Source organism: Actinomycetospora chibensis, from assembly GCF_028737215.1.
Lineage (GTDB): Bacteria > Actinomycetota > Actinomycetes > Mycobacteriales > Pseudonocardiaceae > Actinomycetospora > Actinomycetospora chibensis.
This window is the reverse complement of sequence record NZ_JAQZAM010000023.1, coordinates 39,236-63,624: the sequence shown is the minus strand read 5'-3', so window position 1 is coordinate 63,624 and position 24,389 is coordinate 39,236. Positions and strand designations below refer to the sequence as shown.

The following is a 24,389-nucleotide window of genomic DNA, read 5'->3' as shown; positions in this document are numbered from 1 at the left end:
CGAGCGACCCAGGGCGATAGGCTCCCGTGATGCGTTACGCCGAGGGCCCCACCGTCGAGGCCTCCGTCCATGTCGCGGCACCGCCCGAGCGGGTGTGGCCGCTGGTCCGGGACATCGGCGTCGTCGCCGACTCGTCCGAGGAGCTGCAGGAGGCCCACTGGCTGCCGGCGCCCGAGGGGCCCGCCGACGGCGAGCTTCCGGATGTCGGGCACCGCTTCCGCGGGCGGAACTCCCACCCGCAGGTGGGGGAGTGGGAGACCGTCTCCGAGGTCGTCGAGTGCGACGAAGCGCGCTGCTTCGCGTGGGCCGTGATGGACCCGGCGAACCCGTCGGCGCTGTGGCGCTTCACCCTGGCACCCGCCGACGGCGGCACCGAGCTGCGCCAGTGGGCACAGCTCGGACCCGGCCCGTCGAACCTCACGACGGTCATCGAGCGGATGCCCGACAAGGAGGAGCGCATCGTCGCCGGCCGGCTGAAGGAGTTCCGGCGCAGCATCGAGCGGACCCTCGCCGCGATCAAGGAGCACGCCGAGCGGTGAGGACCGCCACCACGATCGAGGCCTCCGGGGCGCCCTGGGGTGAGACGGTCGACTTCGTCGTCGAGGCCGAGCGGCTCGGCCTCGACGTGTGCTGGGTGGCCGAGGCCTGGGGCTCCGACGCCCCGTCGCCGCTCGGCTACCTCGCGGCCCGGACCGACCGGATGCTGCTCGGGTCCGGCGTCGTCCAGGTCGGCACCCGCTCCCCGGCCCTGATCGCCCAGACCGCGCTGACGTTGCAGGAGATGTCGCAGGGGCGCTTCCTGCTGGGGCTGGGCAGCTCGGGTCCCCAGGTCCTCGAGGGCCTGCACGGCGTGCCGTTCGCCCATCCCCTGGGGCGGATGCGGGAGACCGTCGAGGTCGTCCGCCGCGTGATGGCGGGGGAGAAGGTGACCCACGACGGCCGTCACGTGCGGCTCCCGCTGCCCGGGGGCGAGGCGCGGCCGATGCGGGTGTCGGTGACGTCGGAGCACCGCGTCCCGATCTACCTCGCGACGCTCTCGCCGCGGATGCTGCGGCTCACCGGCGAGGTCGCCGACGGCTGGCTGGGCACCAGCTTCGTCCCCGAGGCGGCGTCGACGTCGCTCGAGCCGCTCGCGCAGGGGGCCGCCGCGCGCGGGCGCACGCTCGCCGACCTCGACCTCTGCCAGGGCGCGGAGGTCGCCTTCACCGACGACCCCGGCCGGACCGACGCGATGCTCGACGAGCGCCGGGCGGGCCTCGCGTTCAGCCTCGGCGGCATGGGCTCGGCGAGCCGGAACTTCTACCGCGACGCCTACGCCCGCCAGGGCTACGGGGAGGTCGCGGCCGAGGTGCACGCGCTGTGGCAGGCGGGACACCGGGAGGACGCGGCGCGGGCGGTGCCGCGCGCGATGGTCGCAGCGACGACGCTGATCGGGACGCCGGACGTGGTGCGCGAGCGGCTCGCCGTGTGGCGCGACGCCGGGATCACGACGGTCCGGCTCTACCCGGCGGGGGAGACGCTGGGCGAGCGGCTGGACACCCTCGCGCGGGCGATCGAGCTGGTGAAGGAGATCGGATGACCGAGCCGGCAGGAACGACGCTTCCCTGGCGGGAGCTCGACAGCGGCACGTGCTCCATCGCGCGCACCATGGCGGTGCTCGGCGAGCCGTGGACGGTGCTCGTCGTCCGCGACCTCCTGCACGGGGTCCGTCGTTTCGACGAGCTGGTCGCGCACCTCGGGATCGCGCGCACGGTGCTCGCCCGGCGTCTCGCGGTGCTGGTCGACGCGGGGCTGGTGGAGACCTCGGAGTACCGCGAGCCGGGTCGCCGCACGCGCCGGGAGTACCGGCTCACCCGGGCCGGGCGCGACCTGCGGCCGGTCCTGCTCGCGCTGATGGCCTGGGGCGACGCCCACCTCGACTCCGGTGCGGGGCCGCCGGTGGTCGAGCGTCACGAGGGCTGCGGGGCGCCGGTGCGCCTCGTCGAGGAGTGCGCCGAGGGCCACCGCCTCGCCGCGTCGGACCGGGTGCGCAGCACCCCGGGGCCGGGGGCCCGTCCCGCCCCCGTCGGGACGGACCTCTGACGATCGGGCCCCTGACGATCGGGCCCCTGACGAGTGCTCAGCCCGCCGCGTCGGCCACCTTGTCGATGGTCTGCGTCATCTGCTCCTCGCTCACCATCGGGAAGAAGCCGCGGAACGACTCGTCCTGGACACCGCTCCAGTCGTAGACCTGGGTGACCTCGGTGCCGTTGCCCGAGGGCTCGAGCTTCCAGGTCCAGACGTGGCCCTTGGCCGTCACGTCGCCGAGCTTGTCGGTGTAGCCGTCGAGCGGGTGCAGCTGCGGCGCCCAGGCGATCTCGCGGTTCTCCTCGTAGGAGGTGACCGTGTTCAGCATCTGGTAGTCGCCCAGCGCGTCGTTGTACATGTTCATGACGAACTGGTCGCCGACGTCGCTGACCTCGCCGCGGCCGTCGACGCCCTTGAGCATGCCGGCGCCGTCGAACTCGTGGTGGCGGGCCGGCGTGGCCAGCAGCGAGAAGAGCTGCTCGGGCTTGGCGTCGACGGTCCGGGTCACGGTGATCTGATCGCTCATGTCTGTGTCCTGCCCCACCCGGCGTCCGCGCAAACGGTTGGGCACGACCGAAGTCAGCGACCGGGGGGTGCCAGGCGGTAGACCGCGCCCGCCGCGTCGTCGGTGACGTACACGGCGCCGTCGGGGCCGGGGACCGCCGCGACCGGCCGCCCCCACCGCGACCCGTCGGGCGCCTGGAAGCCGCCGACGAGGGTGCGCTGGCCACCGAGGTCGCCGCTGCGCCACGGGTAGAACGACACCTCGGGCGCACGGGGCGACTGCCGGTTCCACGAGCCGTGCACCCCGACCAGCGCGCCCTGCCCGTAGGGCGCCGGCAGCGTCGCGCCGAAGGCGAGACCGAGCGGGGCCGAGTGGGCGCCCATCGTCTGCTCGATCGGCGTGAGGGTCCCGCAGTCGAGCGCGCGGCCGTCGGGGTTGGTCTCCGCGTCGGCCACGAACAGCGGGTCGGACGGGTCGACGGCGCTGTTCGGCACACCGGGCGCCACGTCGGGGTCCGGGTTGCAGTACGGCCAGCCCAGGTCGCGGCCCGGGGTGAGGCGGGCGAGCTCCTCCGGCGGGTGGTCGTCGACGTAGTCGGGGATGACCCGGCCGCGGGCCGAGCCGTCGTCCTCGCCGTAGGGCCGGTCGTAGGGGAACGGGATGTTGTCGCGGTTGTTCACCGCGGTCCAGACCGCGCCGTCCGGGGCGACGGCGAGCCCCGTGCCGTTGCGGACGCCGCGGGCGAAGGGCTCGGGCGCACCGCCGCCCGGAGGCACGCGCAGGATCGCCGCCCGCTGGGGGTCGGCCTCGCGGTCCTGGGGCGAGACGTTGCCCGTCGAGCCCACCGAGATGTAGACCGAGCCGTCCGGCCCGACGGCGACGCTCTTGAGCGCGTGCGCGTAGGCGCCGCCCAGCTCCGGGCTCCGGGCATCGGGCAGGTCGTCGACGACCGTCGTCGGCGTGCCGAGGGTCGGGCCCTCGTAGGGGTAGGAGCGCACGGCGTTGCTCTCGGCGACGTAGAGGGTGCTGCCGACGAACGTCATCCCGTGCGGCTGGGTCAGGCCGGACACCAGCGTCGAGCTCGTCGGCCCGCCCGGGCCCGGGACGAGACGGACGACCTCGCCGGCGCCGGGCCGCGAGACCAGCAGGGCGCCGTCGGGGGCGAACACGGCCATCCGTGCGGAGTCCACCCGCGCCCAGACCGCGATCGACCACCCGTCCGGGATCAGGGCCTGGCGGACGGTGTCGAACGGGGCCCCGGCCTCACCCGGGGGCACCGTCACCGGCGAGGCCACGAGGCCCTGGGTCGCGGCGCCCGCCGGGGCGGGGCCCGGTCCGACGGCCGGCACCACGGCGTCCCCGTCACCTCCGGGTGCCGGGGGAGCGGCGGCGCCCCCGCACGCGGTGGCGAGGGCCAGGAGGGCGACCGTGGCGCCCGCGACCAGGGATCGCGCGAGGCGATGCGGCATGCGGCCGAGCCCATCACACGCCGACGTCCACCGCGCGCCAGGGTGTCGGGGCGCGAGGGTGTCGGGGGCAGGCCGTCAGCCGCGCAGGATGAGGCAGCTCGACGTGCCCTCGGCGACGAGGCGGCCGGCGCCGTCGAGCAGCTCGGCGCGGGCGAGCGCGGTGCTGCGCCCGGAGTGCACGACGTGGCCGACGGCGCGGGCGGTGCCCGAGTCGGCGGTGAGGCGGCGCAGGAACTTCACCGACAGGTCGAGGCTCGTGTAGCCGACGCCGGCCTCGAGCGTGCTGTGCACGGCGCAGCCGAGCGCCGAGTCGAGCAGGGTCGCGTAGATCCCGCCGTGCACGGAGCCGATCGGGTTGTAGTGGTACTCGGCCGGCTCGACGGTGAACACGACGCGCCCGCGCTCCACGGACTCCACGGCGGCCCCGACCAGGGTCATGATCGGCGGCGACGGGAGCGTCCCGTCCGCCATGGCGGCCAGGAACGACAGGCCGTCACGTCCGGTCGCCGCTGCGGCGAGCGTCCGTGGGTCGGACCAGGTGTGGGTGCGCTCGCGCGTGGTGACGTCCATGCTGCTCCCTGGGTAGCGGAAGAAAACTCAGGTGGGGCAACCGCACCGTACCGTCCCGTCGCCGCCGGTGGGACCTCTAGACTGGATCGCCAGGAGCGTGTGCGGCGCGAGCCGCCCACCTGCGCCGGCCGGGGTCCTCCCCGGGAGCGGCGCCCGCGGTCGGGGACACGCGCGAGACGAAGGGCGGGAAGTGATGAGCGGCCACTCCAAGTGGGCGACCACCAAGCACAAGAAGGCCGCGATCGACGCGAAGCGCGGCAAGATGTTCGCCAAGATGATCAAGAACATCGAGGTCGCGGCCCGCACCGGCGGCGGGGACCCGGCCGGCAACCCGACGCTCTACGACGCCATCCAGAAGGCGAAGAAGACCTCGGTGCCCAACGACAACATCGACCGCGCCGTCAAGCGCGGATCCGGTGCCGAGGCGGGCGGGGCCGACTACCAGGCCATCACGTACGAGGGCTACGCCCCGGGCGGCGTCGCGGTGCTCGTCGAGTGCCTCACCGACAACAAGAACCGCGCCGCCGGCGAGGTCCGGACGGCCATGAACCGCAACGGCGGCGCGATGGCCGACCCGGGCTCGGTGGCCTACCTGTTCAACCGCAAGGGCGTCATCATCGTGCCCAAGGAGCAGTCCGGCGGGGCGCTCTCGGAGGACGACCTGCTGCTCGCCGTGCTCGAGGCCGGCGCCGAGGAGGTCAACGACTACGGCGAGAGCTTCGAGGTGCTCACCGAGTCGAACGACCTCGTCGCCGTCCGCACCGCGCTGCAGGAGGCGGACATCGACTACGACTCCTCCGAGGTGTCGTTCGTGCCGTCGATGAACGTCGAGGTCGACGCCGACGGGGCCCGCAAGGTCCTGCGGATCATCGACGCGCTCGAGGACTCCGACGACGTCCAGAACGTCTACTCGAACTTCGACGCGTCCGACGAGGTCATGGCCGAGGTCGGCTGACCGGGTGCCGTCCACCGCTCCCTGCGTCGTCGCCGAGCTCACCGCGGGCGACGCGGGGGAGGTTCTCACCGTGCAGTACGCGGCCTACCTCGCCGAGGCGCGCCGCTACGGCACCACGGAGATCCCGCCGCTGCGGGAGACGGTCGCGGAGCTGGCGGCCGACCTGGAGCGGCCCGATGTGCGCGCGTTCGGCGCGTGGGCCGGCGCCCGGTTGATCGGGTCGGTGCGCCTGCGCGGCGACCGCGTCGGCACCGGGTCGGGCTGCGCCGAGCTGGCCCGCTACTCGGTCGCGCCGGACGCCCAGGGCCACGGCGTCGGCCGCGCCCTGCTCGAGCGCGCGCACGCCGAGCTGGCCGCCGGCGACGTCACGTGGCTCGTCACGGGCGCGCGCAGCGAGGAGAACCTGCGGCTCTACCGCCGCGCCGGCTACGAGGAGACCGGCCGGCTCGTCGACAGCGCCGGCGTCGAGCTGCTGCGCCTCGAGCGGCTGTCGCCGTGGACCTAGGCGTGTCCCGGCTCCTCGACGGCGTCCTCCTGCTCGGCGCGGTGCTCGTGGCGCTGTGGGTGCCGTTCTGGTGGTGGGGGGCGCCCGGGTCGCCGATCGCCTTCGCGCTGCTGTCCGGGACGCCGGTGGTCGCGGCGATCGCGCTCGTGGTCGCGGTGCTCGCGCTCGTCCGGCGTCGCTGGGCGGCCGGGGTGGTGGCGCTCGCCGCGGCCGTGGTGCTCGGGGCGATCGTCGTGCCGCGGGCCGTCGACGACGGCGACCCGGTGGTCACCGCGGGCCCCGGGAGCACGACGGTGGTCGTGGCGACGGTCAACCTGCAGTTCGGGAGGGCCGACCCGGCGGCAGTGGTGGCACTGGCGCGCGACCGTCGTGTCGACGTCCTGGGCCTGCAGGAGATCACCCCGGAGGCCGAGCAGCGTCTCGCGGCCGCGGGGCTGCGGGCGGAGCTGCCGTTCACGGAGTCGGCGGCGCGACGGGGCGCGGGCGGCACCGCGCTCGTCTCCCGGTACCCGCTCGCGCCCTCCGGGCTGGTGCTGCGCCCGGGCGTGTTCTCGCAGGTCACGGCCCGAGTCCTCGCGCCGAGCGGGCCGGTCGACGTCGTCGTCGCGCACCCGTCGGCTCCCGTGTTCCGCGACGACCCCGGGGGCTGGGCGCGCGAGATCGCCGAGCTCCCGGGCCCGGCGCCGCTCGGAGGGCCGCCCCGGCTGGTGATCGGCGACCTCAATGCGACGCTCGACCACCGCCCGCTGCGCGCCCTGCTCGCGCCGGGGACGTGGCGCGACGCGGCGTCCGCGGTCGGCGGCGGGCTGCGGGGCACCTGGCCCACCGACTCCACGCTGCCGCCGTTCGCGGCCATCGACCACGTGCTCGTCTCCGGGCCGATCTCGCCCGTCGAGGTGACCACGCAGGAGCTGCCGTCGACCGATCACGCCGGGCTGATCGCCACCCTGCTGGTTCGCGACGGCCGGACCCCGCTCACCCCCGGAGCGTGAGCGGGCGCCCGAGGATCCGGCTCCAGACCGCGCGCTCCTCGTCGAGCGCCCCGTCGGGCAGCGGCCCACCGAAGGGCGTGACCTCGAGCCGGTCGTCGTCGGTACGCCAGGTGCCCACCACCCGGCCCGCGTCGAGCACGACCGGCGCGATCCACCCGGCGGCGCGGCTGACCTCGCCGCGGTGCGCGGTCGCGACGAGGTCGGGATCGCCGGTGCCGGCGCCGAGGACGTAGGGGTCGAAGGGGCCGAGGAGGCGCAGCCCGGGCGCCTCGGCCCCGAGCTCGTCGACGTCCTCGGCGCGCGCGTAGCGGGTCTCGCCCTCGACGGTGACCTCGGCGAGCGCGCCGTCCGCGACGAGGTCGGCGAACCACGTCCGCAGCCGCTTCTTCGGTGTGGCGCCACGCAGGAGCCAGGCGTCGAAGGCCGTCGCGGTGGCCGGCCCGTGGGCGGCGAGGAACGCGGGGACGACCTCGCGGGCGGCCTCGTCCGGGTCCGGGAGGCCGGGCCAGTCCGGGACCAGCGTGCGCGGGTGCGCGAACGTCACGCGCGACCCGGCGGGCGGGCCGTGGCAGAGCAGCCCCTGCCAGGCCAGCGGCTTGAGCACCGCGCCCCAGCCGGAGCCGAGCGCCCCGGCGAGGCCCTCCTCCCGGCTGTGGGTGACGAGCGCGGCGACGAGTTCCTCGCGGGTCAGGACGGCGTCGGCGAGCACCTCGGCGACGGCCGCCTCGAGGGCCGCCATCTGCGCGGCCGTGGCGAACTCGCGCTGCCAGGAGGCCCTGTCCCAGGTGCGGGCCGCGGCGAGGAGCGCGAGCACCGCGGGCGCCTGGTCGGCGGCCAGCAGGTGCAGCGTGCCGCGCAGCGACCAGGTCCGGACCAGCGCGCCCGCGGCCAGGGCGGCGTCGGCGGCGCCGTCGTCCGCGGTGCCGTCGGCCGTGCGCACGGCGACGGCCTGCGCGGCCGCGGACGGAACCTGCGCCTGCACGCCGACGAGGCGCCGCGCGATCGCGGTGGGGTCGGTGCCGTCGCGCAGGGCGACGTGCTGGCGGCGCAGGCGGAAGGCGCGGACCTGGCCCGCGGTGACGTTCACGCCTGGTCGAAGGAGCGCAGCCCCCGGGGCTCGGTGTCGGTGACGTCGACGCCGGTCACCTGCGCCTGCGACGGGCCCTCGTGCGCCCAGGCGATCATGCGGTCGACGGCGCCGTCCTCACCCTCGACGACCATCTCCACCGAGCCGTCGTCGCGGTTGCGCACCCACCCGGCGACACCGAGATCGCCCGCGGTGTCCTGCGCGCTCTGACGGAAGAAGACGCCCTGTACCTGTCCGTGGACGACGACGTGCTTGCTCGCCATCGAGACCTCCCCCTGCGCTCGAACATGTGTTCTACTCGTCGGCGATGACCGCCGCGTGGACGCCCTCGCTGTTCGGCGGGGGCGAGCCCGCCCCCGATCCGACCGTCGTCCCGCGCCGCATCGTCCTGGACGAGACGTCGTGGGTCGATCTCGCCCCCGCCTGGCTCGCCGGTGCCGACGCCTGGTTCGACGCGATCGTCGCCGAGGCGCCGTGGAACCAGCGACGCCGCCGGATGTACGACCCAGCCACGGGAGGATCTGGGAACGTGATGGAACCGCGGCTGACCTGCGGGTGGCGCGTCGCGGAGGCGCCCGACCCCGCGCCGGCCGTCGCCGGAGCGCTCACGGCGCGGTACGGCGTGCGCTTCGACCGCGTCTCGGCCGACTACTACCGCCACGGCGACGACTCGGTGGCCTGGCACGGCGACCGCGTCCGCTACACCCACGAGGCGCCGATCGTCGCGATCGTCTCGCTCGGGGCCCCACGGCGGTTCGGCCTGCGCCCGGTGGGCGGTGGGCCCTCGACGAGGCTGACCGTCGCGGGCGGCGACCTGCTCGTCATGGGCGGGCGCTGCCAGCACGACTGGCAGCACACGGTGCCGAAGTGGCCCGGCGCCGGCCCGCGGGTCAGCGTCACCTTCCGGCACGACGACCCGGGGCCGCGGCCCTCGATCGCCTAGATCGGAATCTCGCTCGTGTCCCCGTCGGCGCGCGTCCCGTGGATCCGGCGCTGGTCCTCGGTGATCCGCAGGTCGTTGATGCTCGCCTCACGCCGGGCCATGAGGCCGTTGGGGGCGAACTCCCAGTTCTCGTTGCCGTAGCTGCGCCACCACTGCCCGTCGTCGTCGCGGCACTCGTACTGGAAGCGCACCGCGATCCGGTGCCCGCCGTAGGTCCACAGCGCCTTGCGCAGCACGTAGTCGTGCTCGCGCTGCCACTTGCGGGTGAGGAACCCGATGACCTCGTCGCGGCCCGTGACCCACTCGTCGCGGTTCCGCCACACGGTGTCCACCGTGTACGCGAGCGCGACCTTCTCCGGGTCGCGGGTGTTCCACCCGTTCTCGGCGGCCAGCACCTTCGCGCGCGCCGACTCCTCGTCGAACGGCGGGAAGGGCGGGCGGGGCTCCTCGGTCGGGCTGCTCACGGTGGTCCTCCTCGCGGGTGCGACTCCCGGTCAGCATGCCGCACGGCCCCGGCGTTGATCACCAGGGCGACAGACAGGCCCACGGTGGGCTGATCGATGCGGCACGGCGGGACACGCCGGGCGACGGGGACGAGAGCCGGTCGACGGGCCGGCGCCCCGTAGCGTCGCGACCCATGCGGGTACTGGGCGTCGACCCCGGGCTGACGCGCTGTGGTCTCGGCGTCGTCGAGGGCTCCGGCGGACGGTCCGTGCGCGCCGTGGCCGTGGACGTGGTGCGCACGCCGCCCGAGGCGGAGGTGGCGCAGCGGCTGGGGGCGGTCGCCGACGCCGTCGAGGCCTGGATCGCCGAGCACCGTCCCGACGTCGTCGCCGTCGAGCGCGTGTTCGCCCAGCACAACGTGCGCACGGTGATGGGGACGGCACAGGTCAGCGGGGTGGTCGCGCTGGTCGCCGGGCGCGCGGGCCTGCCGGTCGCGTTCCACACACCGAGCGAGGTGAAGGCGGCGGTCACCGGCTCGGGGCGCGCGGGCAAGGAACAGGTGACGGCGATGGTGACCCGGGTGCTCTCGCTCGGCGTCGCCCCGCGCCCCGCCGACGCCGCCGACGCGCTCGCCCTGGCCGTCTGCCACTGCTGGCGCGCCCCGATGATCGCCCGCATGGCCGAGGCCGAGGCCCGCGCCGCCGAGGTCGCGAAGCACCACCGCGCCCGCCTCGCCGCCGCGCGCAAGGCCGCCCGTTGACCCTGGCGCACGTCCTCTCCGCCGACGGCACGCGCATCGCGGTGGAGACCGTCGGCGAGGGCCCGCCGCTCGTGCTGACGACCGGCGCCCTGCAGGATCGGGCGAGCGTCCGCCTGCTCGCCGAGACCCTCGCCGACCGGGCCACCGTCCACACCTGGGACCGCCGGGGACGCGGCGACTCGGGCGGCGCGCCCACCCTCGACGTCGACCCCCTCGGGGCCGCCGGCGAGGCGCTGGTCGCGGCCGAGGTCGCCGACCTCGCCGCCGTCGTCGCGCATGCCGCCCACCCCGTCCACCCCGCCCTCTACGGGCACTCCGCGGGGGCGGTGCTGGTCCTCGAGGCCGTGATGTGCGGCGTGCCGGCCGGGCGGGTCGTCGCCCACGAGCCGCCGTGGCGCCTCGCGACCGAGGACCCGTCCTCACGGCACGAGCTGGCCGCCGCCACGATGGCCGCCCTGCGCGACGGCCGGCCCGACGACGCCGCGGCCGCGTTCCTCGACGGCTTCCCGGCGGCCGCACCCGCACCGGTCGAGCGCCTGCGGGCCACACCCTTCTGGGCCCGGACCGTCGCGCTCGCGCCCTCGCTGCCCCACGACGTCGCCCTCGTCGTCCGCGACGCCCTGCCGAGCGACCGGCTCGCGGCCCTGCGCACCCCCCTGCTCGCTCTCGACGGCGGCGCGAGCCCGGCCTGGGTGACCGAGGCCGTCGCCGCCCTGGCCGCCGCGGTGCCCGGCGCGGAGCACCGCACGATGCCCGGCCAGGAGCACTTCGTCCTCCCGTCGGTGCTCGCCCCGGTGCTGGCGGACCACCTGGCGCAGTGAGCTCTCCCGACCCCGACGGTGGGCCTCGCGAGACGCGGTGCGGCGCGGCGTTGCGCGGCGGTGTCGGAGGTGCCCGGTAGCCTTCGAACGCGTGTTCGCCAGGAGGGTCGGGAGGGTCGTGCGGTGATCTCGTCGGTGCGGGGGGAGGTCCTGGGCGTCGGGCTCGACCACGCCGTGGTCGAGGTCGGGGGTGTGGGGCTGGCCGTGCAGGCGACGCCGAACACGCTGGCCCGCCTGCGCCGCGGGCAGCAGGCCCGCCTCGACACGGCGCTGGTGGTCCGCGAGGACTCGCTGACGCTCTTCGGGTTCGCCGACGCCTCCGAGCGCGAGATGTTCCTGCTGCTCCAGACGGTGTCCGGGGTGGGGCCGCGCGTCGCGCTGGCGACGCTGGCGGTGCTCGCCCCGGCGGCCCTGAGCCACGCGTTGGCCGACGGCAACCTCACGACGCTGATGAGCGTGCCGGGCATCGGGCGCAAGGGCGCCGAGCGCCTGGTCGTCGAGCTGCGCGACAAGGTCGCCCCACCGAGCGCCGCGGACGACGACGGGACGCCCGTCTCGGCCGTGGCCGCGGGGACGCTGCGCGACCAGGTGGTCGAGGCGCTGGTCGGCCTCGGCTTCGCCGCCAAGCCCGCCGAGAAGGCCGTCGACGAGGTGCTCGGCGGCCCGTCCGGTCCGTCCGACTCGTCCGGTGTCCTGCGCGCCGCCCTGAGCAGGCTGGGGCCGCGATGAGCGAGCACGACCTGGAAGCCAGCCTCGAGCGGGCGCTCGCGAGCACGCCCGCCGACGGCGAGAGCGACCTCGAGAACAGGCTCCGGCCCGCCCGGCTCGCCGAGTTCATCGGCCAGCCCCGGGTCCGCGAGCAGCTCGACCTCGTGCTCCGGGGCGCCCTGGGCCGTGGGAGCCCGCCCGACCACGTGCTGCTCTCCGGCCCGCCCGGCCTGGGCAAGACCAGCCTCGCGATGATCATCGGCGCGGAGCTCGGCAGCCCGGTGCGCATCACGTCCGGCCCGGCCCTGGAGCGTGCGGGCGACCTCGCCGCAATGCTCTCCAACCTCGTCGAGGGCGACGTCCTGTTCATCGACGAGATCCACCGCATGGCCCGGCCCGCGGAGGAGATGCTCTACCTCGCGATGGAGGACTTCCGGGTCGACGTCGTGGTGGGCAAGGGCCCCGGCGCGACGTCCATCCCGCTCGACGTCGCCCCGTTCACGCTGGTGGGCGCCACCACCCGGGCCGGCGCGCTCACCGGCCCGTTGCGCGACCGCTTCGGTTTCACCGGCCACATGGAGTTCTACGAGCCCGAGGACCTCGAGCTGGTCGTCCGGCGCAGCGCGCAGATCCTCGAGGTCGACCTGCGCCCCGACGGCGGTCGCGAGATCGCCCACCGCTCCCGGGGCACGCCCCGCATCGCCAACCGCCTGCTGCGCCGGGTGCGCGACTACGCCGAGGTCCGTGCCGACGGGGCGGTGACGCGCGACGTCGCCCGGGCGGCGCTGGCCGTCTACGACGTCGACGAGCTCGGCCTCGACCGTCTCGACCGCGCGGTCCTCAGCGCACTGGTGCGCAGCTTCCACGGCGGGCCGGTCGGGGTGTCGACGCTCGCCGTGGCCGTGGGGGAGGAGCCGGGCACGGTCGAGGAGGTCTGCGAGCCCTATCTCGTGCGGGCGGGCATGCTCGCCCGCACGCCGCGCGGGCGTGTGGCGACGCCCGCGGCGTGGCGTCATCTCGGCCAGGAACCGCCGGCGACCGGCGCGGACAGCACCGACGATCCCGCGGACGACCCACGGGGCCAGGGCACGTTGTTCGGCTGAGCTGGCAGACTCGGAACCGGACATGCGCGGGTCGCACGAGGGTCACCCGCCCGGTGGACGGAGAACCATGGATCTCATCTTCCCCCTGCTCATCCTGTTCATGATCGGTCTGGTGTTCATGTCCAGCCGGCAGCGCAAGAAGCAGGAGAACCAGCAGAAGGACCTTCAGGGCAGCCTGAAGGTCGGCGACGTGGTCGTGATGACCAGCGGCGTGAGCGGCACGATCGTCGACGTCGACGACGAGCGCACCATCGACCTCGAGATCGCCCCGGACGTCGTCACCACCTGGCTGCGCGCCGCGGTGCGCGAGAAGCTGGTGGCCCCGGAGGACCACGAGGTCGTCGAGGACCTCGACGAGTCGGACGACGTCGTGCCCCAGTCGTCGATCCCCACCGAGAGCACCCCGGTCGTCGACGCCGGAACGAACGGCACCCACGGCACGGCGACGAACTCCGACATCAAGGACACGAAGGCCGACTCGACGGACAACGTCTCGTCGCCGCGCTCCTCCTGATCCGACCGGGGCGGGGTGCCGCTGGGGGCGTCGGGTCCGGCGCCTACCCTCGCGGCGAGCCCCTCCCCGGCTGACTGACACGAGCAACTGGAGCAACGCAGCGTGGCCCCTCCGACCGTCCGATTCTCGCCCGGGCGCTACCTGGCCGCCTTCGTCGTGGTGGTGGCTGCGCTCTACGGACTGGTCTTCTTCACCGGGGACGGCTCGCCGAAGCCCAAGCTCGGTATCGACCTCCAGGGCGGCACCCGGGTCACGCTGACCGCGCGCACCGAGACCGGCGCCGCGCCGACGCCCGACCAGCTGAACCTGGCGCGCCAGATCATCGACCAGCGTGTCAACGGGCTCGGCGTCAGCGGTGCCGAGGTGGTGCAGGACGGCAACAACCTCGTCATCACCGTGCCCGGCCAGGAGGGCGACCAGGCGCGCTCGCTCGGCCAGACGGCGCGGCTGTACTTCCGTCCGGTCCTCGGCGGGCCGATCCCGGCGGGCCCCCAACCGGGTCAGCCGGGACAGCCGGGAGCCACGGCGCCCGGAGCGCCCGGGGCCCCCGGCGGGCCGACCGGCGCCGGCACGCCCGGGCAGGCCCCCGCCGGGCAGAGCGTGCCGCTCGACGCCCTCGGGCAGCAGCAGCCCCCGGTCCCCACGCCACCTCCGGGCGGCGACCCCAATGCCACGTCGCAGGACCCGCGCCTGGCCCAGGCGATCGCCGAGGCGAAGGCGACGCGCCAGAGCGAGGACCCTGCGGTGCAGGAACAGGCGGCGCTCGCGCTGGACTGCGCCGTCGAGGACCCCCTGCGCGGCTACGACGACCCGGCGCGGCCCCTGGTCGCGTGCAACCGCGAGGGCACGGAGAAGTACCTGCTCGGCCCCGCGATCCTCTCGGGCACCGACGTCGCGAGCGCGCAGCCGAACCCCAACCCCCAGGGCGTGGGCTGGATCATCAACCTCGCGTTCAAGGGCGGCCAGCCCGCGGACACGTGGGCCGACTACACCAGCGCGAACGTCAACAACTCGAACGCCGTCGTCCTCGACTCGCAGGTGGTCTCCGCGCTGCGGATCGTCCAGCCCCTGCTCGACGGCAACGCGCAGATCTCCGGCAACTTCAACCAGGCGTCGGCCACGGACTTCGCCAACGTCCTGCGCTACGGCTCGCTGCCGCTGTCGTTCGACACGTCGGAGGCGCAGACCGTGTCGGCGACGCTCGGGCTGGCGTCCCTGCAGGCCGGGCTCATCGCGGGCGTCGTGGGCCTGGCGCTGGTGTTCCTCTACTCGCTCTTCTACTACCGCGCGCTCGGCGTGCTGACGATCCTGTCGCTCATCCTGTCCGGGCTCGTCGTCTACGCCGTCCTGGTGCTGCTCGGGCGGGGGATCGGCTTCACCCTCGACCTCGCCGGTGTCGCCGGCTTCATCGTCGCCATCGGCATCACGGCGGACTCGTTCGTCATCTTCTTCGAACGGATCAAGGACGAGGTCCGCGACGGGCGCAGCTTCCGGTCCGCGGTACCCCGCGGATGGGTCCGCGCCCGACGCACGATCCTCTCCGGCGACGCCGTGAGCTTCCTGGCGGCGGTGGTGCTCTACGTCCTCGCCGTCGGCCAGGTCAAGGGCTTCGCGTTCACGCTGGGCATGTCCACCGTCCTCGACCTCGTCGTGGTGTTCCTCGTGACGCACCCGCTGCTCGCCCTCGCGTCGAACTCGCGTCTGTTCGCCAGCCCCGCGTGGTCCGGCCTGGGGGAGGCGGTGCGCCATGCGCCGCGGCCCGGCTCCGGTCCACCACGCGCGGGCGGGCGGCGCCCGGCCGGGAGCGGGACGGCGTCCCGCGGCGGGGCCGGCCGTCCGGGCTCCCGCACGGGGACGGGCCGTGATCGCGCCGGACGTGGGGGTGCCCGATGACCCGGTCCACCAGCGGCCCGAACAACCGCCGCACCGACGCCGTCACCAGCGGCGACACCCACGGACCCGCCGGCCGCGGCAACGGCCGGGCGAGCGGGCGCCGCCGCGCCGAGGACGCCCCGCCCGAGGACGAGGTCCGGGACGACCTGACCGACGACCCAGCCAACGACGGGACGGATGTCGACGGGGCGGACGACGACGACCCGACCGGCGAGGCCGCCGCCGACGCCCCCGACGAGCGGGACGACAGCTCCCGTCCGCGGCGCCGCAGCCGTCTCGACTCGCTCTACCGCGGCAACGGCGGCATCGACATCGTCGGGCGCTCGAAGACCTGGTACGCGATCTTCGGGGTCGCGCTGATCATCTGCATCCTGTCGATGGTGATCCGGGGCTTCAACTTCGGCATCGACTTCGAGGGCGGCACGAGCGTCCAGATGCCGGCCGTCGGGGCGAACGGCCCGATCGCGACGCAGCAGGTCGAGCAGGCCTACACCCAGGCGGTCGGCCTCGAGGCGACCTCGGTGCAGAGCGCGGGCCAGGGCGCCACCTCGACGATCATCATCCGCTCGGAGCGCCTGGACGTCGCGCAGGTCATCGCGCTGCGTCAGACGCTCTTCGAGCGGTTCCAGCCGCTGGGGACGTCCGGGACACCCGACCAGAACGCGATCTCCGACAGCGCGGTGAGCGCCAGCTGGGGAGGCGAGATCACGCGGCAGGCGGGCATCGCGCTCGTCGTCTTCCTCGTGCTCGTGACGATCTACCTGTCGTTCTACTTCGAGCGACGGATGGCGCTCGCGGCGCTGATCGCCCTCGCGAACGACATCATCATCACCGCGGGCGTGTACTCGCTCGTCGGCTTCGAGGTCTCGCCGGCCACGGTCATCGGCCTGCTGACGATCCTCGGCTTCTCGCTGTACGACACGGTCGTCGTGTTCGACAAGGTCCGGGAGAACACCCGCGGTCTGCTCGGCCTCACGAGACGCACCTACGCCGAGGCCGCGAACCTCGCGGTCAACCAGACGCTGATGCGATCGCTGAACACCTCGCTGATCGCCGCCCTCCCGCTGGTCGGGCTGTTCATCGTGGGCGTGGTGCTGCTCGGGGTCGGCGTGCTCGGTGACCTCGCGCTCGTCCAGCTCGTCGGCACGATCGTCGGCGCCGCCTCGTCGGTGCTGCTCGCGACGCCGATCGTGGTCGACCTCGCGATGCGCAACAAGCAGTGGGCCGCGCAGGCCGAGAAGGTCGCCGCGCGCCGGGCCAAGAACGCCCGGCGCGCCGAGGGCGGGGACGGCGCCCAGGCGGCCGCGGACGGCCCGTCGACCGACGTCCTCGACACCCGCGAGGTCGCCGCGGCCGGGGCCCGGAGCTCGGGCGCCCGCGACGGCGACGGCCGGGCCGCGGCCCCGCGTCCCGGAGCCCGTCCCACGGGCCGCAGCGGGCGCCCGTCGGGCAAGCGCCGCAGGTGAGCACCGCGAGCGACGCACCCGACGACGACCTTGCCGAACTCGACGTGACAGATCTCGACCTGGTGGCGAGCCTGCTGCGCGACGTCCCCGACTTCCCGACGCCCGGAATCCGGTTCTGGGACCTCACCGGGCTGCTCGCCGACGGGCCGGGGCTCGCCGCGACCACCCGGCTGCTGGCGGCCCCGGCGGCGCGGACCGGGGTCGACGTCGTCGTCGGCATCGAGGCGCGGGGCTTCCTGCTCGGCGCGGCCGTGGCCCACTCGCTGGGCGTGGGCGTCGTCGCCGTGCGCAAGGAGGGCAAGCTGCCCGCGGTCGCGGCGCGCCGCACCTACGACCTCGAGTACGGCTCCGCGACCCTCGAGCTGCCCGCCGACGTGCTGCACCCTGGGACCCGGGTGCTGCTCGTCGACGACGTCCTGGCCACCGGCGGCACCGCGGCGGCGGCGTGCCAGCTGGTCGAGGGCGCCGGCGCCGTCGTCGCGGCGTTCTCGGTGGTGCTCGAGCTGCCGGCTCTCGAGGGAGGCGCGCGCCTCGGCGGCCACGACGTCCACGCCCTGCTGGCGCGCTGACCGGCGGTCCACCGACCACTGACCGACCGCCCGTCGCGCGCTCCGGTCGTCGCCGGCTCGACCGGGCCACCGTCACCCACGCGTACCGATCGCGGACGACCGATCGTCCGATCGGGCCGCCACCGACCGGACACCCCGCCAATGCCGGGATATCCTGGATGGATTCCGGACACGGTGGGCGCAGCCCCCGCCCCGTGGTCCGGAGGGGAAGGGGACGACGCGTGAGCCAGCACGTCGACGCCACGGGCACACCGCTGGCCACCGAACCCGCCCCGTCGGACGCCGCCGCCGACGACGGGGGCACCCGCGAGGACGCGGTCCTCGAGTCCGCCGGCCTCTCGCCCACCCCGCCGGTCAGCACCACCCGCCCGCCCTCGGCGACGCGCCGGGTGCGTGCCCGCATCGCCCGCCGGATCACCGCCCAGCGTTCGGGCGTGGTCAAGCCCGTGCTCGAGCCGCTGGCCGCGGTGCACCGCGAGCTGCACCCGTCGGCTGACATGGCCACGCTGCAGCGCGCCTACGACATCGCCGAGCAGTCGCACGACGGCCAGATGCGCAAGAGCGGCGACCCGTACATCACGCACCCGCTGGCGGTCGCGACCATCCTCGGTGAGCTCGGGATGGACACGACGACGCTGGTCGCGGCCCTGCTGCACGACACCGTCGAGGACACCGACTACTCGCTCGAGAAGCTCGCCTCCGACTTCGGCGCCGAGGTCGCGCACCTGGTCGACGGCGTCACCAAGCTCGACAAGGTCCAGCTCGGGGCCGCGGCCGAGGCGGAGACGATCCGCAAGATGGTCGTGGCGATGGCGCGTGACCCGCGCGTGCTCGTCATCAAGCTGGCCGACCGGCTGCACAACATGCGCACCATGCGCTTCCTCAAGCCGGAGAAGCAGGCCAAGAAGGCCCGCGAGACCCTCGAGGTGCTCGCGCCGCTGGCCCACCGGCTGGGGATGTCGACGGTCAAGTGGGAGCTCGAGGATCTCGCGTTCGCGATCCTGCACCCCAAGCGCTACGACGAGATCGTCCGCCTCGTCGCCGACCGCGCCCCCAGCCGCGACACCTACCTGCGCTCGGTGATCGACGAGGTCTCCGGCCAGCTCACCGAGGCCCGGGTGAAGGCCGAGGTGCTCGGGCGGCCGAAGCACTACTACTCGATCTACCAGAAGATGATCGTCAAGGGGAAGGACTTCGACGACATCCACGACCTGGTGGGCGTGCGGGTGCTCGTCGAGGACGTCCGCGACTGCTACGCCGCGATGGGCATGGTCCACGCCCTGTGGCAGCCGATGCCCGGGCGCTTCAAGGACTACATCGCCCAGCCGCGCTTCGGCGTCTACCAGTCGCTGCACACCACGGTGATCGGGCCGGACGGCCAGCCGCTCGAGGTGCAGATCCGCACCCACGAGATGCACCGCACCGCCGAGTACGGCATCGCCGCGCACTGGCGGTACAAGGAGACCAAGGGCGCGCACAAGAACGGCTCGGCCGGCGACGGCACCCTCGAGCTCGACGAGATGGCGTGGATGCGCCAGCTGCTGGACTGGCAGCGGGAGGCGGCGGACCCGGGGGAGTTCCTCGAGTCGCTGCGCTACGACCTCGCCACCCGCGAGATCTTCGTCTTCACGCCCAAGGGCGACGTGATCACGTTGCCCAGCGGATCGACGCCGGTCGACCTCGCCTACGCGGTGCACACCGAGGTCGGCAACCGGTGCATCGGCAGCCGGGTCAACGGACGCCTGGTCGCCCTCGAGCGCGAGCTCGAGAACGGCGAGGTCGTCGAGATCTTCACGTCGAAGGCCGAGGGCGCCGGTCCGTCGCGCGACTGGCTGGGCTTCGTCGCCTCGCCGCGGGCCAAGCAGAAGATCAAGCAGTGGTTCGCCAAGGAGCGCCGCGAGGAGGCGATCGAGGGCGGCAAGGAGGCCATCACCCGCGAGGCCCGGCGCACCGGCCTGCCGCTGCAGCGCCTCGTCTCCGGCGACTCGATGGGCGCCCTCGCCCACGAGCTGCGCTACGCCGACGTCTCCGCGCTCTACGCCGCGGTCGGCGAGCACCACGTATCGGCGCGCCACGTCGTGCAGCGGCTCGTGGCGCTCCTCGGCGGCGTCGAGCAGAACGAGGAGGAGCTGGCCGACCGCGCCACGCCCTCCACGGTCCAGCGCCGGCGCGGCACCGGCGACGTCGGCGTCGTCATCGACGACATGGACGACTCCGACGGCGACGTCTGGATCAAGCTGGCGCGGTGCTGCACGCCCGTACCCGGCGACGGCATCCTGGGGTTCGTCACCCGCGGCGGCGGCGTCAGCGTGCACCGCACCGACTGCACCAACGCCGACGAGCTGCGCAGCGAGCCCGAGCGTCTGGTCAACGTGCACTGGGCGTCGTCGTCGAGCGCGCTGTTCCTCGTCGCGATCCAGGCCGAGGCCCTCGACCGGCACCGGCTGCTCTCCGACATCACCAAGGTCCTGGCCGACGAGAAGGTCAACATCCTCTCCGCGTCGGTCACCACCTCGCGCGACCGCGTGGCGGTCAGCCGCTTCTCGTTCGAGATGGGCGACCCCAAGCACCTCGGCCACGTGCTCAAGGCGGTCCGCAACGTCGAGGGCGTCTACGACGTCTACCGGGTGACCTCCGCGAGCTGAGCTCCGGACCGCCGGACGACGAGGTCGCCCGTCAGGCCGACGACGACCGTGCGCGGAAGGCGTCGACGGCCCGGGCGACGAGGTTGCGCGGGGGCTGCTCGTCGGTGTGCCAGTCGGGGCGGGCGGAGCGGGGATCGAGGGCGTCGACCGCCTCCGGGTCGAGCCCCGGGCCGTCGGAGGCGCGCGTGAGGGAGCGGACCCCGGCGTCGATCACCGTGACGAGCGGGACCGCGAGCAGGGCCCCGGCGATGCCGGCGAGCACGAGCCCGCAGGCGATCGGCAGCACGACGGCGAGCGGATGGAGCTTGATCGACCGCCCGAGAAGCAGGGGCTGGAGGATGTAGCCCTCGAGGTTTTGCACCAGGACGAGCAGCAGCACGACGAGCAGGGCGTCGGTGATGCCGCCGCTGACCAGGCCGACGAGCACTGCGACGACGCCGGAGACGACGGCGCCGAGGGTCGGGACGAAGGCGCCGAAGAAGATGAGCGCGGCCAGCGGGACGGGCAGCGGGATCCCGATCAGCCACAGCCCGACGCCCGCGGTGATCGCGTCGGCGGCGGCGACGAGGATCGTCGCGCGGGTGTAGCCGACGAGCGAGGCGAAGGCGCGCCGTCCGGCGATGTCGGCGCGGTCGCGGGCCTGGCGCGGGACCGCGCCGAGCACGAAGCGCCACACCGTGCCGCCGTTGTAGACGAAGAAGATCAGCGTGAAGAGGGCCAGCAGGAGCTCGGTGAGGACCTCGCCCACGGTGCTCACCGCGCCGAGGGCGCTCTGCGCGAGCGTCGCCTGGCTGGACTGGAGATAGGCGAAGAGCTGGTTGCCGACCTCGGTGAACTGCTCGTTGTTCAGCCCGAGCGGGCCGGTGCGCAGCCACTGCTGGATGCTCGCCACGCTGGCGAGCAGCTGCGACGACAGCTCCGGGAGCCCGGAGACGAAGGCCAGGCCGACGCCGTAGAACACGCCGCCGACGACGGCGACGCCGCCGACGATGACGATCGCGGTGGCCACCGCGTGCGGCAGCCACCGGATGCGCGACAGGGCGTGCGCGGACGGGGCGAGCAGGGACGCCGCGATCAGCGCGAGGACGACGGGCACCACGACCGCCCCGAGCAGGCCCAGGACGTAGATGACGACCAGGATCGCCGCACCCAGGAGCAGCAGGCGCCAGGCGAGCGCGGTGGCGATCTCGAGGGCCGGCGGGACCTCCCAGCGCTTGCGTCCCTGGAGCAGGATGCCGCCCCCGGCTGCGGTCGTTCCGCCCTCGCCCGCGCCGTCCGGGGGGTCCGCTCCGATCGTCGGCAGGGTCACCGGCTCACCGTAGTCGCGCGGGCCGCAGGACGTTCTCCGGCGCCCGGCCTCTGCTGGATCGGTGCAGAGCGGGATACGATGAGGGCCGTGAGCCGACGAGCAAAGATCGTGTGCACGTTGGGGCCGTCGACGTCGACGCCCGAGGCCATCCGTGACCTCGTCCGCGCCGGCATGGACGTGGCCCGTCTCAACTTCAGCCACGGCGAGCACGCCGAGCACGAACGGATCTACCGCCTCGTGCGCGAGGCGGCCGACAGCGAGGGTCGCGCCGTCGGCATCCTGGCCGACCTGCAGGGTCCGAAGATCCGTCTGGGGCGGTTCGTCGACGGTCCGCAGATGTGGGCCACCGGCGAGACGGTCACGATCACCACCGAGGACGTCGCGGGCACCCACGACCGCGTCGGCACCACGTACTCCGGCCTCGCCGACGACGCCCGTCCCGGCGAGTCCCTGCTCATCGACGACGGCAACGTCGCCCTCGAGGTCACCGCCGTCGAGGGCCCCGATGTCGTCTGCCGCGTGATCGAGGGCGGCCGGGTCTCCGACAACAAGGGCATCTCGCTGCCCCACACCGCGGTGTCGGTGCCGGCGATGAGCGACAAGGACGAGGCCGACCTGCGCTTCGCCCTCGGCCTGCGCGTCGACATGATCGCGCTGTCCTTCGTGCGCTCGCCCGCCGACGCCGAGCTCGTCCACAAGATCATGGACGAGTACGGCTCGCGCCTCCCGGTGATCGCGAAGATCGAGAAGCCCGAGGCGGTCGACGCGCTCGAGGCGATCGTCCTGGCCTTCGACTCGATCATGGTCGCCCGCGGTGACCTGGGTGTGGAGCTGGCGCTCGAGGACGTCCCGCTGGTGCAGAAGCGCGCGGTGCAGATCGCGCGCGAGAACGCCAAGCCGGTGATCGTCGCGACGCAGATGCTCGAGTCGATGATCCACAACTTCCGGCCGACCCGGGCCGAGGCGTCCGACGTGGCCAACGCCGTGCTCGACGGCGCGGACGCCGTGATGCTCTCCGGCGAGACCAGCGTCGGCGACTACCCCATCGAGACGGTCCAGACGATGTCCCGGATCGTCGCCGCGGTCGAGGTCGGCCCGGCGTCGGTGCCGCCGATCCAGCACGTCCCGCGCACCCAGCGCGGCGTGGTGACCACCGCCGCGCGCGACATCGGCGAGCGCCTCAACGCCCGCGCGCTGGTGGCGTTCACGCGCACCGGCGACACCGTCCGCCGCCTCGCCCGCCTGCACACCCGGCTGCCGGTGCTGGCGTTCTCGCCGATCCCCGAGGTCCGCAGCCAGCTGGCGCTGAGCTGGGGCGTCGAGACCTTCCTCGTGCCCTGGGCGGACACCACCGACGCGATGATCCGCCAGGTCGACGCGTCGCTGCTGGAGATCGGGCGCTTCGCCGCCGGCGAGCTCGTCGTGATCGTCTCCGGCTCGCCGCCCGGCACCGTCGGCAAGACCAACCTGCTGCGCGTCCACAAGATCGGGGAGGACGCGCGCTGAGCCGTCGATGGCATCATCGACGGGCGTGACCGCCCATCCCACGACGCCACCGACCGTGCCGTCCCACCGCTTCGACGCCCTCACCGCCGCGCACATGCGGGCGGGCGGCTCGTGGAAGTGGTCGACGCCCGGCTCGTGGCGACGCGGCGAGCGCGAGGGCCTGATCGGGGCGTTCGTCGCCGAGATGGACTACCCGGTCGCCGACGTCGTGGCCGACGCCGTCCGCACCTCGGCCGACGGGTCGCGCTTCGGCTACCTGCCCGACGACTGGGTGGCCGACATGGCCGCGGCGACGTCGGCGTTCTGGGGCGAGCGGCTCGGGTGGGCGCCCGACCCGGCCCGCGTGCGCCCCGTGCCCGACGTGCTCACCGCGTTCACCGCGACCGTCCGGCACTTCACCCGGCCCGGCAGCGCGATCGTGCTGCCGACCCCGGCCTACATGCCCTTCCTCACCGTGCCGGCGATGCTCGGCCGCGAGCTGGTCCAGGTGCCGATGGCCCGGGACGGCGGTGACGGGTCCGGGCGGTTCGTGCTCGACCTCGACGCGATCGACCGCGCGTTCGCCGACGGCGCGGGCCTGCTGGTGCTGACCAACCCGCACAACCCCACGGGTCGCGTCTTCGACGTCGACGAGCTCGCCGCGGTGACCGAGGTGGTCGAGCGCCACGGCGGGCGGGTGTTCAGCGACGAGATCCACGCGCCCCTGACGTTCGACGCCCACCGCCACCGGCCCTACGCCGCGACGTCCGGGGCCGCCGCGGCGCACACGGTCACGGCGACCTCGGCGTCCAAGGCCTGGAACACCCCGGGGCTCAAGTGCGGGCAGGTGATCCTCTCGAACGATGCCGACGCCGCACACTGGGAGGCCACCGGGTACCTCGCCGAGCACGGCACCGCGACGCCCGGGGTGCTGGCGACGACCTCGGCCTACCGCGACGCCCGGGGCTGGCTCCACGACGTGCTCGCCTACCTGGACGGCAACCGCGCCCTGCTGGCGTCCGCCGACCTGCCGGGCCTCGACGTGACCGTCCCCGAGGGCACCTACCTCGCGTGGCTCGACGGCCGGGGTCTGGGCCTCGACGAGCCCCCGTCGGCGTTCTTCGTCCGCGAGGCGGGTGTGGTCATGACCGACGGCGCGGCGTGCGGGGAGGCCGGGCGCGGGGGCATGCGCCTCAACCTCGCCATGTCCCGCCCCGTCCTCACCGAGGCCCTCGAGCGCATCGGCGCCGCTCTCTCCTAGCGGCCACGACACCTAGCCGCGGCGCTCCGGAGGCGCGATCAGGTAGTTGTGGACCTCGGACATCGCGACGTCGGGGCGGTCGATCCCGAGGTTCTCGAGGACCGGCGCGAGCCGTCCGCCGACGAACCGCTCGAACGCCTCGGCCGACTCCCACACGTCGACGCCACGGAACCCGTCGTGGGTCGGGATCGTGTAGTGGAACAGGCAGCCGGGCTCGGAGTCGCCGCCGCGCCGGAACTCGAGGCGCCGGAGCAGGTCGTCGTACTCGGCCAGCGTGACCCCGTGAAAGGTGGTCTCCACCGCGATCGCCATCGTCGG

26 protein-coding genes are annotated in these 24,389 nt (G+C 74.3%); 18 read left to right on the top strand and 8 right to left on the bottom strand.

Annotated features, from left to right (window positions below):
* Positions 1–29 precede the first annotated feature (29 nt).
* From PH189_RS26355 to PH189_RS26345, 3 genes are read left to right on the top strand one after another with little or no spacing between them, the layout of a single operon-like run.
* Complete coding sequence (locus PH189_RS26355; protein ID WP_274191829.1) at positions 30–539, top strand: SRPBCC family protein; 510 nt, start codon at positions 30–32, stop codon at positions 537–539.
* The gene (locus tag PH189_RS26350; RefSeq protein WP_274191828.1) at positions 536–1,579 is read left to right on the top strand and encodes an LLM class flavin-dependent oxidoreductase; all 1,044 of its coding nucleotides are present in this window, start codon (positions 536–538) and stop codon (positions 1,577–1,579) included. The genes PH189_RS26355 and PH189_RS26350 overlap by 4 nt, the downstream gene beginning before the upstream one ends.
* Entirely contained in the window at positions 1,576–2,082 is a 507-nt protein-coding gene (locus PH189_RS26345) for a winged helix-turn-helix transcriptional regulator (RefSeq protein ID WP_274191827.1), read from the top strand. Before PH189_RS26350 ends, PH189_RS26345 begins: the two co-directional genes overlap by 4 nt.
* A gap of 37 nt (positions 2,083–2,119) precedes the next feature.
* On the opposite strand, the gene PH189_RS26340 is transcribed toward PH189_RS26345, so the two are convergent.
* The 3 genes from PH189_RS26340 to PH189_RS26330 all read right to left on the bottom strand — a co-directional run bounded on the left by PH189_RS26340 (position 2,120) and on the right by PH189_RS26330 (position 4,611).
* Positions 2,120–2,593, bottom strand: coding sequence for an SRPBCC family protein (locus PH189_RS26340; protein ID WP_274191826.1), 474 nt, complete (start codon positions 2,591–2,593; stop codon positions 2,120–2,122).
* 53 nt (positions 2,594–2,646) lie between these two features.
* Complete coding sequence (locus PH189_RS26335; protein ID WP_274191825.1) at positions 2,647–4,041, bottom strand: PQQ-dependent sugar dehydrogenase; 1,395 nt, start codon at positions 4,039–4,041, stop codon at positions 2,647–2,649.
* A gap of 75 nt (positions 4,042–4,116) precedes the next feature.
* The gene (locus tag PH189_RS26330; protein WP_274191824.1) at positions 4,117–4,611 is read right to left on the bottom strand and encodes a PaaI family thioesterase; all 495 of its coding nucleotides are present in this window, start codon (positions 4,609–4,611) and stop codon (positions 4,117–4,119) included.
* 193 nt (positions 4,612–4,804) lie between these two features.
* On the opposite strand from PH189_RS26330, the gene PH189_RS26325 reads away from it, so the two are divergent.
* The 3 genes from PH189_RS26325 to PH189_RS26315 are packed head-to-tail and all read left to right on the top strand — an operon-like array spanning position 4,805 to position 7,063.
* The gene (locus PH189_RS26325) at positions 4,805–5,566 is read left to right on the top strand and encodes a YebC/PmpR family DNA-binding transcriptional regulator (RefSeq protein WP_274191823.1); all 762 of its coding nucleotides are present in this window, start codon (positions 4,805–4,807) and stop codon (positions 5,564–5,566) included.
* A 4-nt stretch (positions 5,567–5,570) separates the two neighbouring features.
* On the top strand, positions 5,571–6,071 hold the full coding sequence (locus tag PH189_RS26320) for a GNAT family N-acetyltransferase (protein ID WP_274191822.1): 501 nt from the start codon (positions 5,571–5,573) through the stop codon (positions 6,069–6,071).
* 2 nt (positions 6,072–6,073) lie between these two features.
* Positions 6,074–7,063, top strand: a complete 990-nt coding sequence (locus tag PH189_RS26315; RefSeq protein ID WP_274191821.1) for an endonuclease/exonuclease/phosphatase family protein — start codon at positions 6,074–6,076, stop codon at positions 7,061–7,063.
* Here the strand turns inward: PH189_RS26315 and PH189_RS26310 are convergent.
* Both PH189_RS26310 and PH189_RS26305 read right to left on the bottom strand, forming a co-directional pair.
* Positions 7,047–8,150: a DNA glycosylase AlkZ-like family protein gene (locus tag PH189_RS26310; RefSeq protein WP_274191820.1), complete on the bottom strand. Its 1,104-nt coding sequence runs from the start codon at positions 8,148–8,150 to the stop codon at positions 7,047–7,049. The two genes, PH189_RS26315 and PH189_RS26310, sit on opposite strands and share 17 nt — an antisense overlap.
* Positions 8,147–8,413 (bottom strand): acylphosphatase, encoded by a 267-nt coding sequence (locus PH189_RS26305; RefSeq protein WP_274191819.1) that lies wholly within the window; start codon positions 8,411–8,413, stop codon positions 8,147–8,149. The genes PH189_RS26310 and PH189_RS26305 overlap by 4 nt, the downstream gene beginning before the upstream one ends.
* Before the next feature lie 44 nt (positions 8,414–8,457).
* Here PH189_RS26305 and PH189_RS26300 point away from each other — a divergent pair, with 44 nt between their 5' ends.
* A complete protein-coding gene (locus PH189_RS26300) occupies positions 8,458–9,093 on the top strand; it encodes an alpha-ketoglutarate-dependent dioxygenase AlkB (protein WP_274191818.1) in 636 nt (211 codons plus the stop codon).
* Here the strand turns inward: PH189_RS26300 and PH189_RS26295 are convergent.
* The gene (locus PH189_RS26295; RefSeq protein WP_274191817.1) at positions 9,090–9,557 is read right to left on the bottom strand and encodes a nuclear transport factor 2 family protein; all 468 of its coding nucleotides are present in this window, start codon (positions 9,555–9,557) and stop codon (positions 9,090–9,092) included. The genes PH189_RS26300 and PH189_RS26295 overlap by 4 nt on opposite strands.
* 173 nt (positions 9,558–9,730) lie before the next feature.
* Between PH189_RS26295 and ruvC the strand changes: the two genes are divergently transcribed.
* From ruvC to PH189_RS26250, 9 genes are all read left to right on the top strand, one after another.
* Complete coding sequence (ruvC, locus tag PH189_RS26290) at positions 9,731–10,297, top strand: crossover junction endodeoxyribonuclease RuvC (RefSeq protein WP_274191816.1); 567 nt, start codon at positions 9,731–9,733, stop codon at positions 10,295–10,297.
* On the top strand, positions 10,294–11,118 hold the full coding sequence (locus PH189_RS26285; RefSeq protein ID WP_274191815.1) for an alpha/beta fold hydrolase: 825 nt from the start codon (positions 10,294–10,296) through the stop codon (positions 11,116–11,118). The genes ruvC and PH189_RS26285 overlap by 4 nt, the downstream gene beginning before the upstream one ends.
* A 123-nt stretch (positions 11,119–11,241) precedes the next feature.
* Complete coding sequence (gene ruvA / locus PH189_RS26280) at positions 11,242–11,847, top strand: Holliday junction branch migration protein RuvA (RefSeq protein WP_274191814.1); 606 nt, start codon at positions 11,242–11,244, stop codon at positions 11,845–11,847.
* Positions 11,844–12,929, top strand: coding sequence for a Holliday junction branch migration DNA helicase RuvB (ruvB, locus tag PH189_RS26275; RefSeq protein WP_274191813.1), 1,086 nt, complete (start codon positions 11,844–11,846; stop codon positions 12,927–12,929). Before ruvA ends, ruvB begins: the two co-directional genes overlap by 4 nt.
* Positions 12,930–12,996: 67 nt before the next feature.
* Positions 12,997–13,443: a preprotein translocase subunit YajC gene (gene yajC, locus PH189_RS26270; RefSeq protein ID WP_274191812.1), complete on the top strand. Its 447-nt coding sequence runs from the start codon at positions 12,997–12,999 to the stop codon at positions 13,441–13,443.
* 102 nt (positions 13,444–13,545) lie between these two features.
* The gene (secD, locus tag PH189_RS26265; RefSeq protein WP_274191811.1) at positions 13,546–15,336 is read left to right on the top strand and encodes a protein translocase subunit SecD; all 1,791 of its coding nucleotides are present in this window, start codon (positions 13,546–13,548) and stop codon (positions 15,334–15,336) included.
* Entirely contained in the window at positions 15,333–16,802 is a 1,470-nt protein-coding gene (gene secF, locus PH189_RS26260; protein ID WP_274191810.1) for a protein translocase subunit SecF, read from the top strand. The genes secD and secF overlap by 4 nt, the downstream gene beginning before the upstream one ends.
* Positions 16,799–17,371 carry an adenine phosphoribosyltransferase gene (locus PH189_RS26255; RefSeq protein ID WP_274191809.1) on the top strand — a complete coding sequence of 191 codons (573 nt, stop codon included), beginning with the start codon at positions 16,799–16,801 and terminating at the stop codon, positions 17,369–17,371. The genes secF and PH189_RS26255 overlap by 4 nt, the downstream gene beginning before the upstream one ends.
* Before the next feature lie 158 nt (positions 17,372–17,529).
* Complete coding sequence (locus PH189_RS26250) at positions 17,530–20,016, top strand: RelA/SpoT family protein (protein ID WP_378015056.1); 2,487 nt, start codon at positions 17,530–17,532, stop codon at positions 20,014–20,016.
* 31 nt (positions 20,017–20,047) lie between these two features.
* On the opposite strand, the gene PH189_RS26245 is transcribed toward PH189_RS26250, so the two are convergent.
* Complete coding sequence (locus PH189_RS26245) at positions 20,048–21,325, bottom strand: AI-2E family transporter (protein ID WP_274191807.1); 1,278 nt, start codon at positions 21,323–21,325, stop codon at positions 20,048–20,050.
* Between the two features lie 87 nt (positions 21,326–21,412).
* Between PH189_RS26245 and pyk the strand changes: the two genes are divergently transcribed.
* Both pyk and PH189_RS26235 read left to right on the top strand, forming a co-directional pair.
* Entirely contained in the window at positions 21,413–22,831 is a 1,419-nt protein-coding gene (pyk, locus tag PH189_RS26240) for a pyruvate kinase (RefSeq protein WP_274191806.1), read from the top strand.
* A gap of 25 nt (positions 22,832–22,856) precedes the next feature.
* On the top strand, positions 22,857–24,071 hold the full coding sequence (locus tag PH189_RS26235) for a MalY/PatB family protein (protein WP_274191805.1): 1,215 nt from the start codon (positions 22,857–22,859) through the stop codon (positions 24,069–24,071).
* Positions 24,072–24,083: 12 nt separating this feature from the next.
* Here the strand turns inward: PH189_RS26235 and PH189_RS26230 are convergent, their stop codons facing one another.
* On the bottom strand, positions 24,084–24,383 hold the full coding sequence (locus PH189_RS26230; protein ID WP_274191804.1) for a hypothetical protein: 300 nt from the start codon (positions 24,381–24,383) through the stop codon (positions 24,084–24,086).
* Positions 24,384–24,389: the final 6 nt, after the last annotated feature.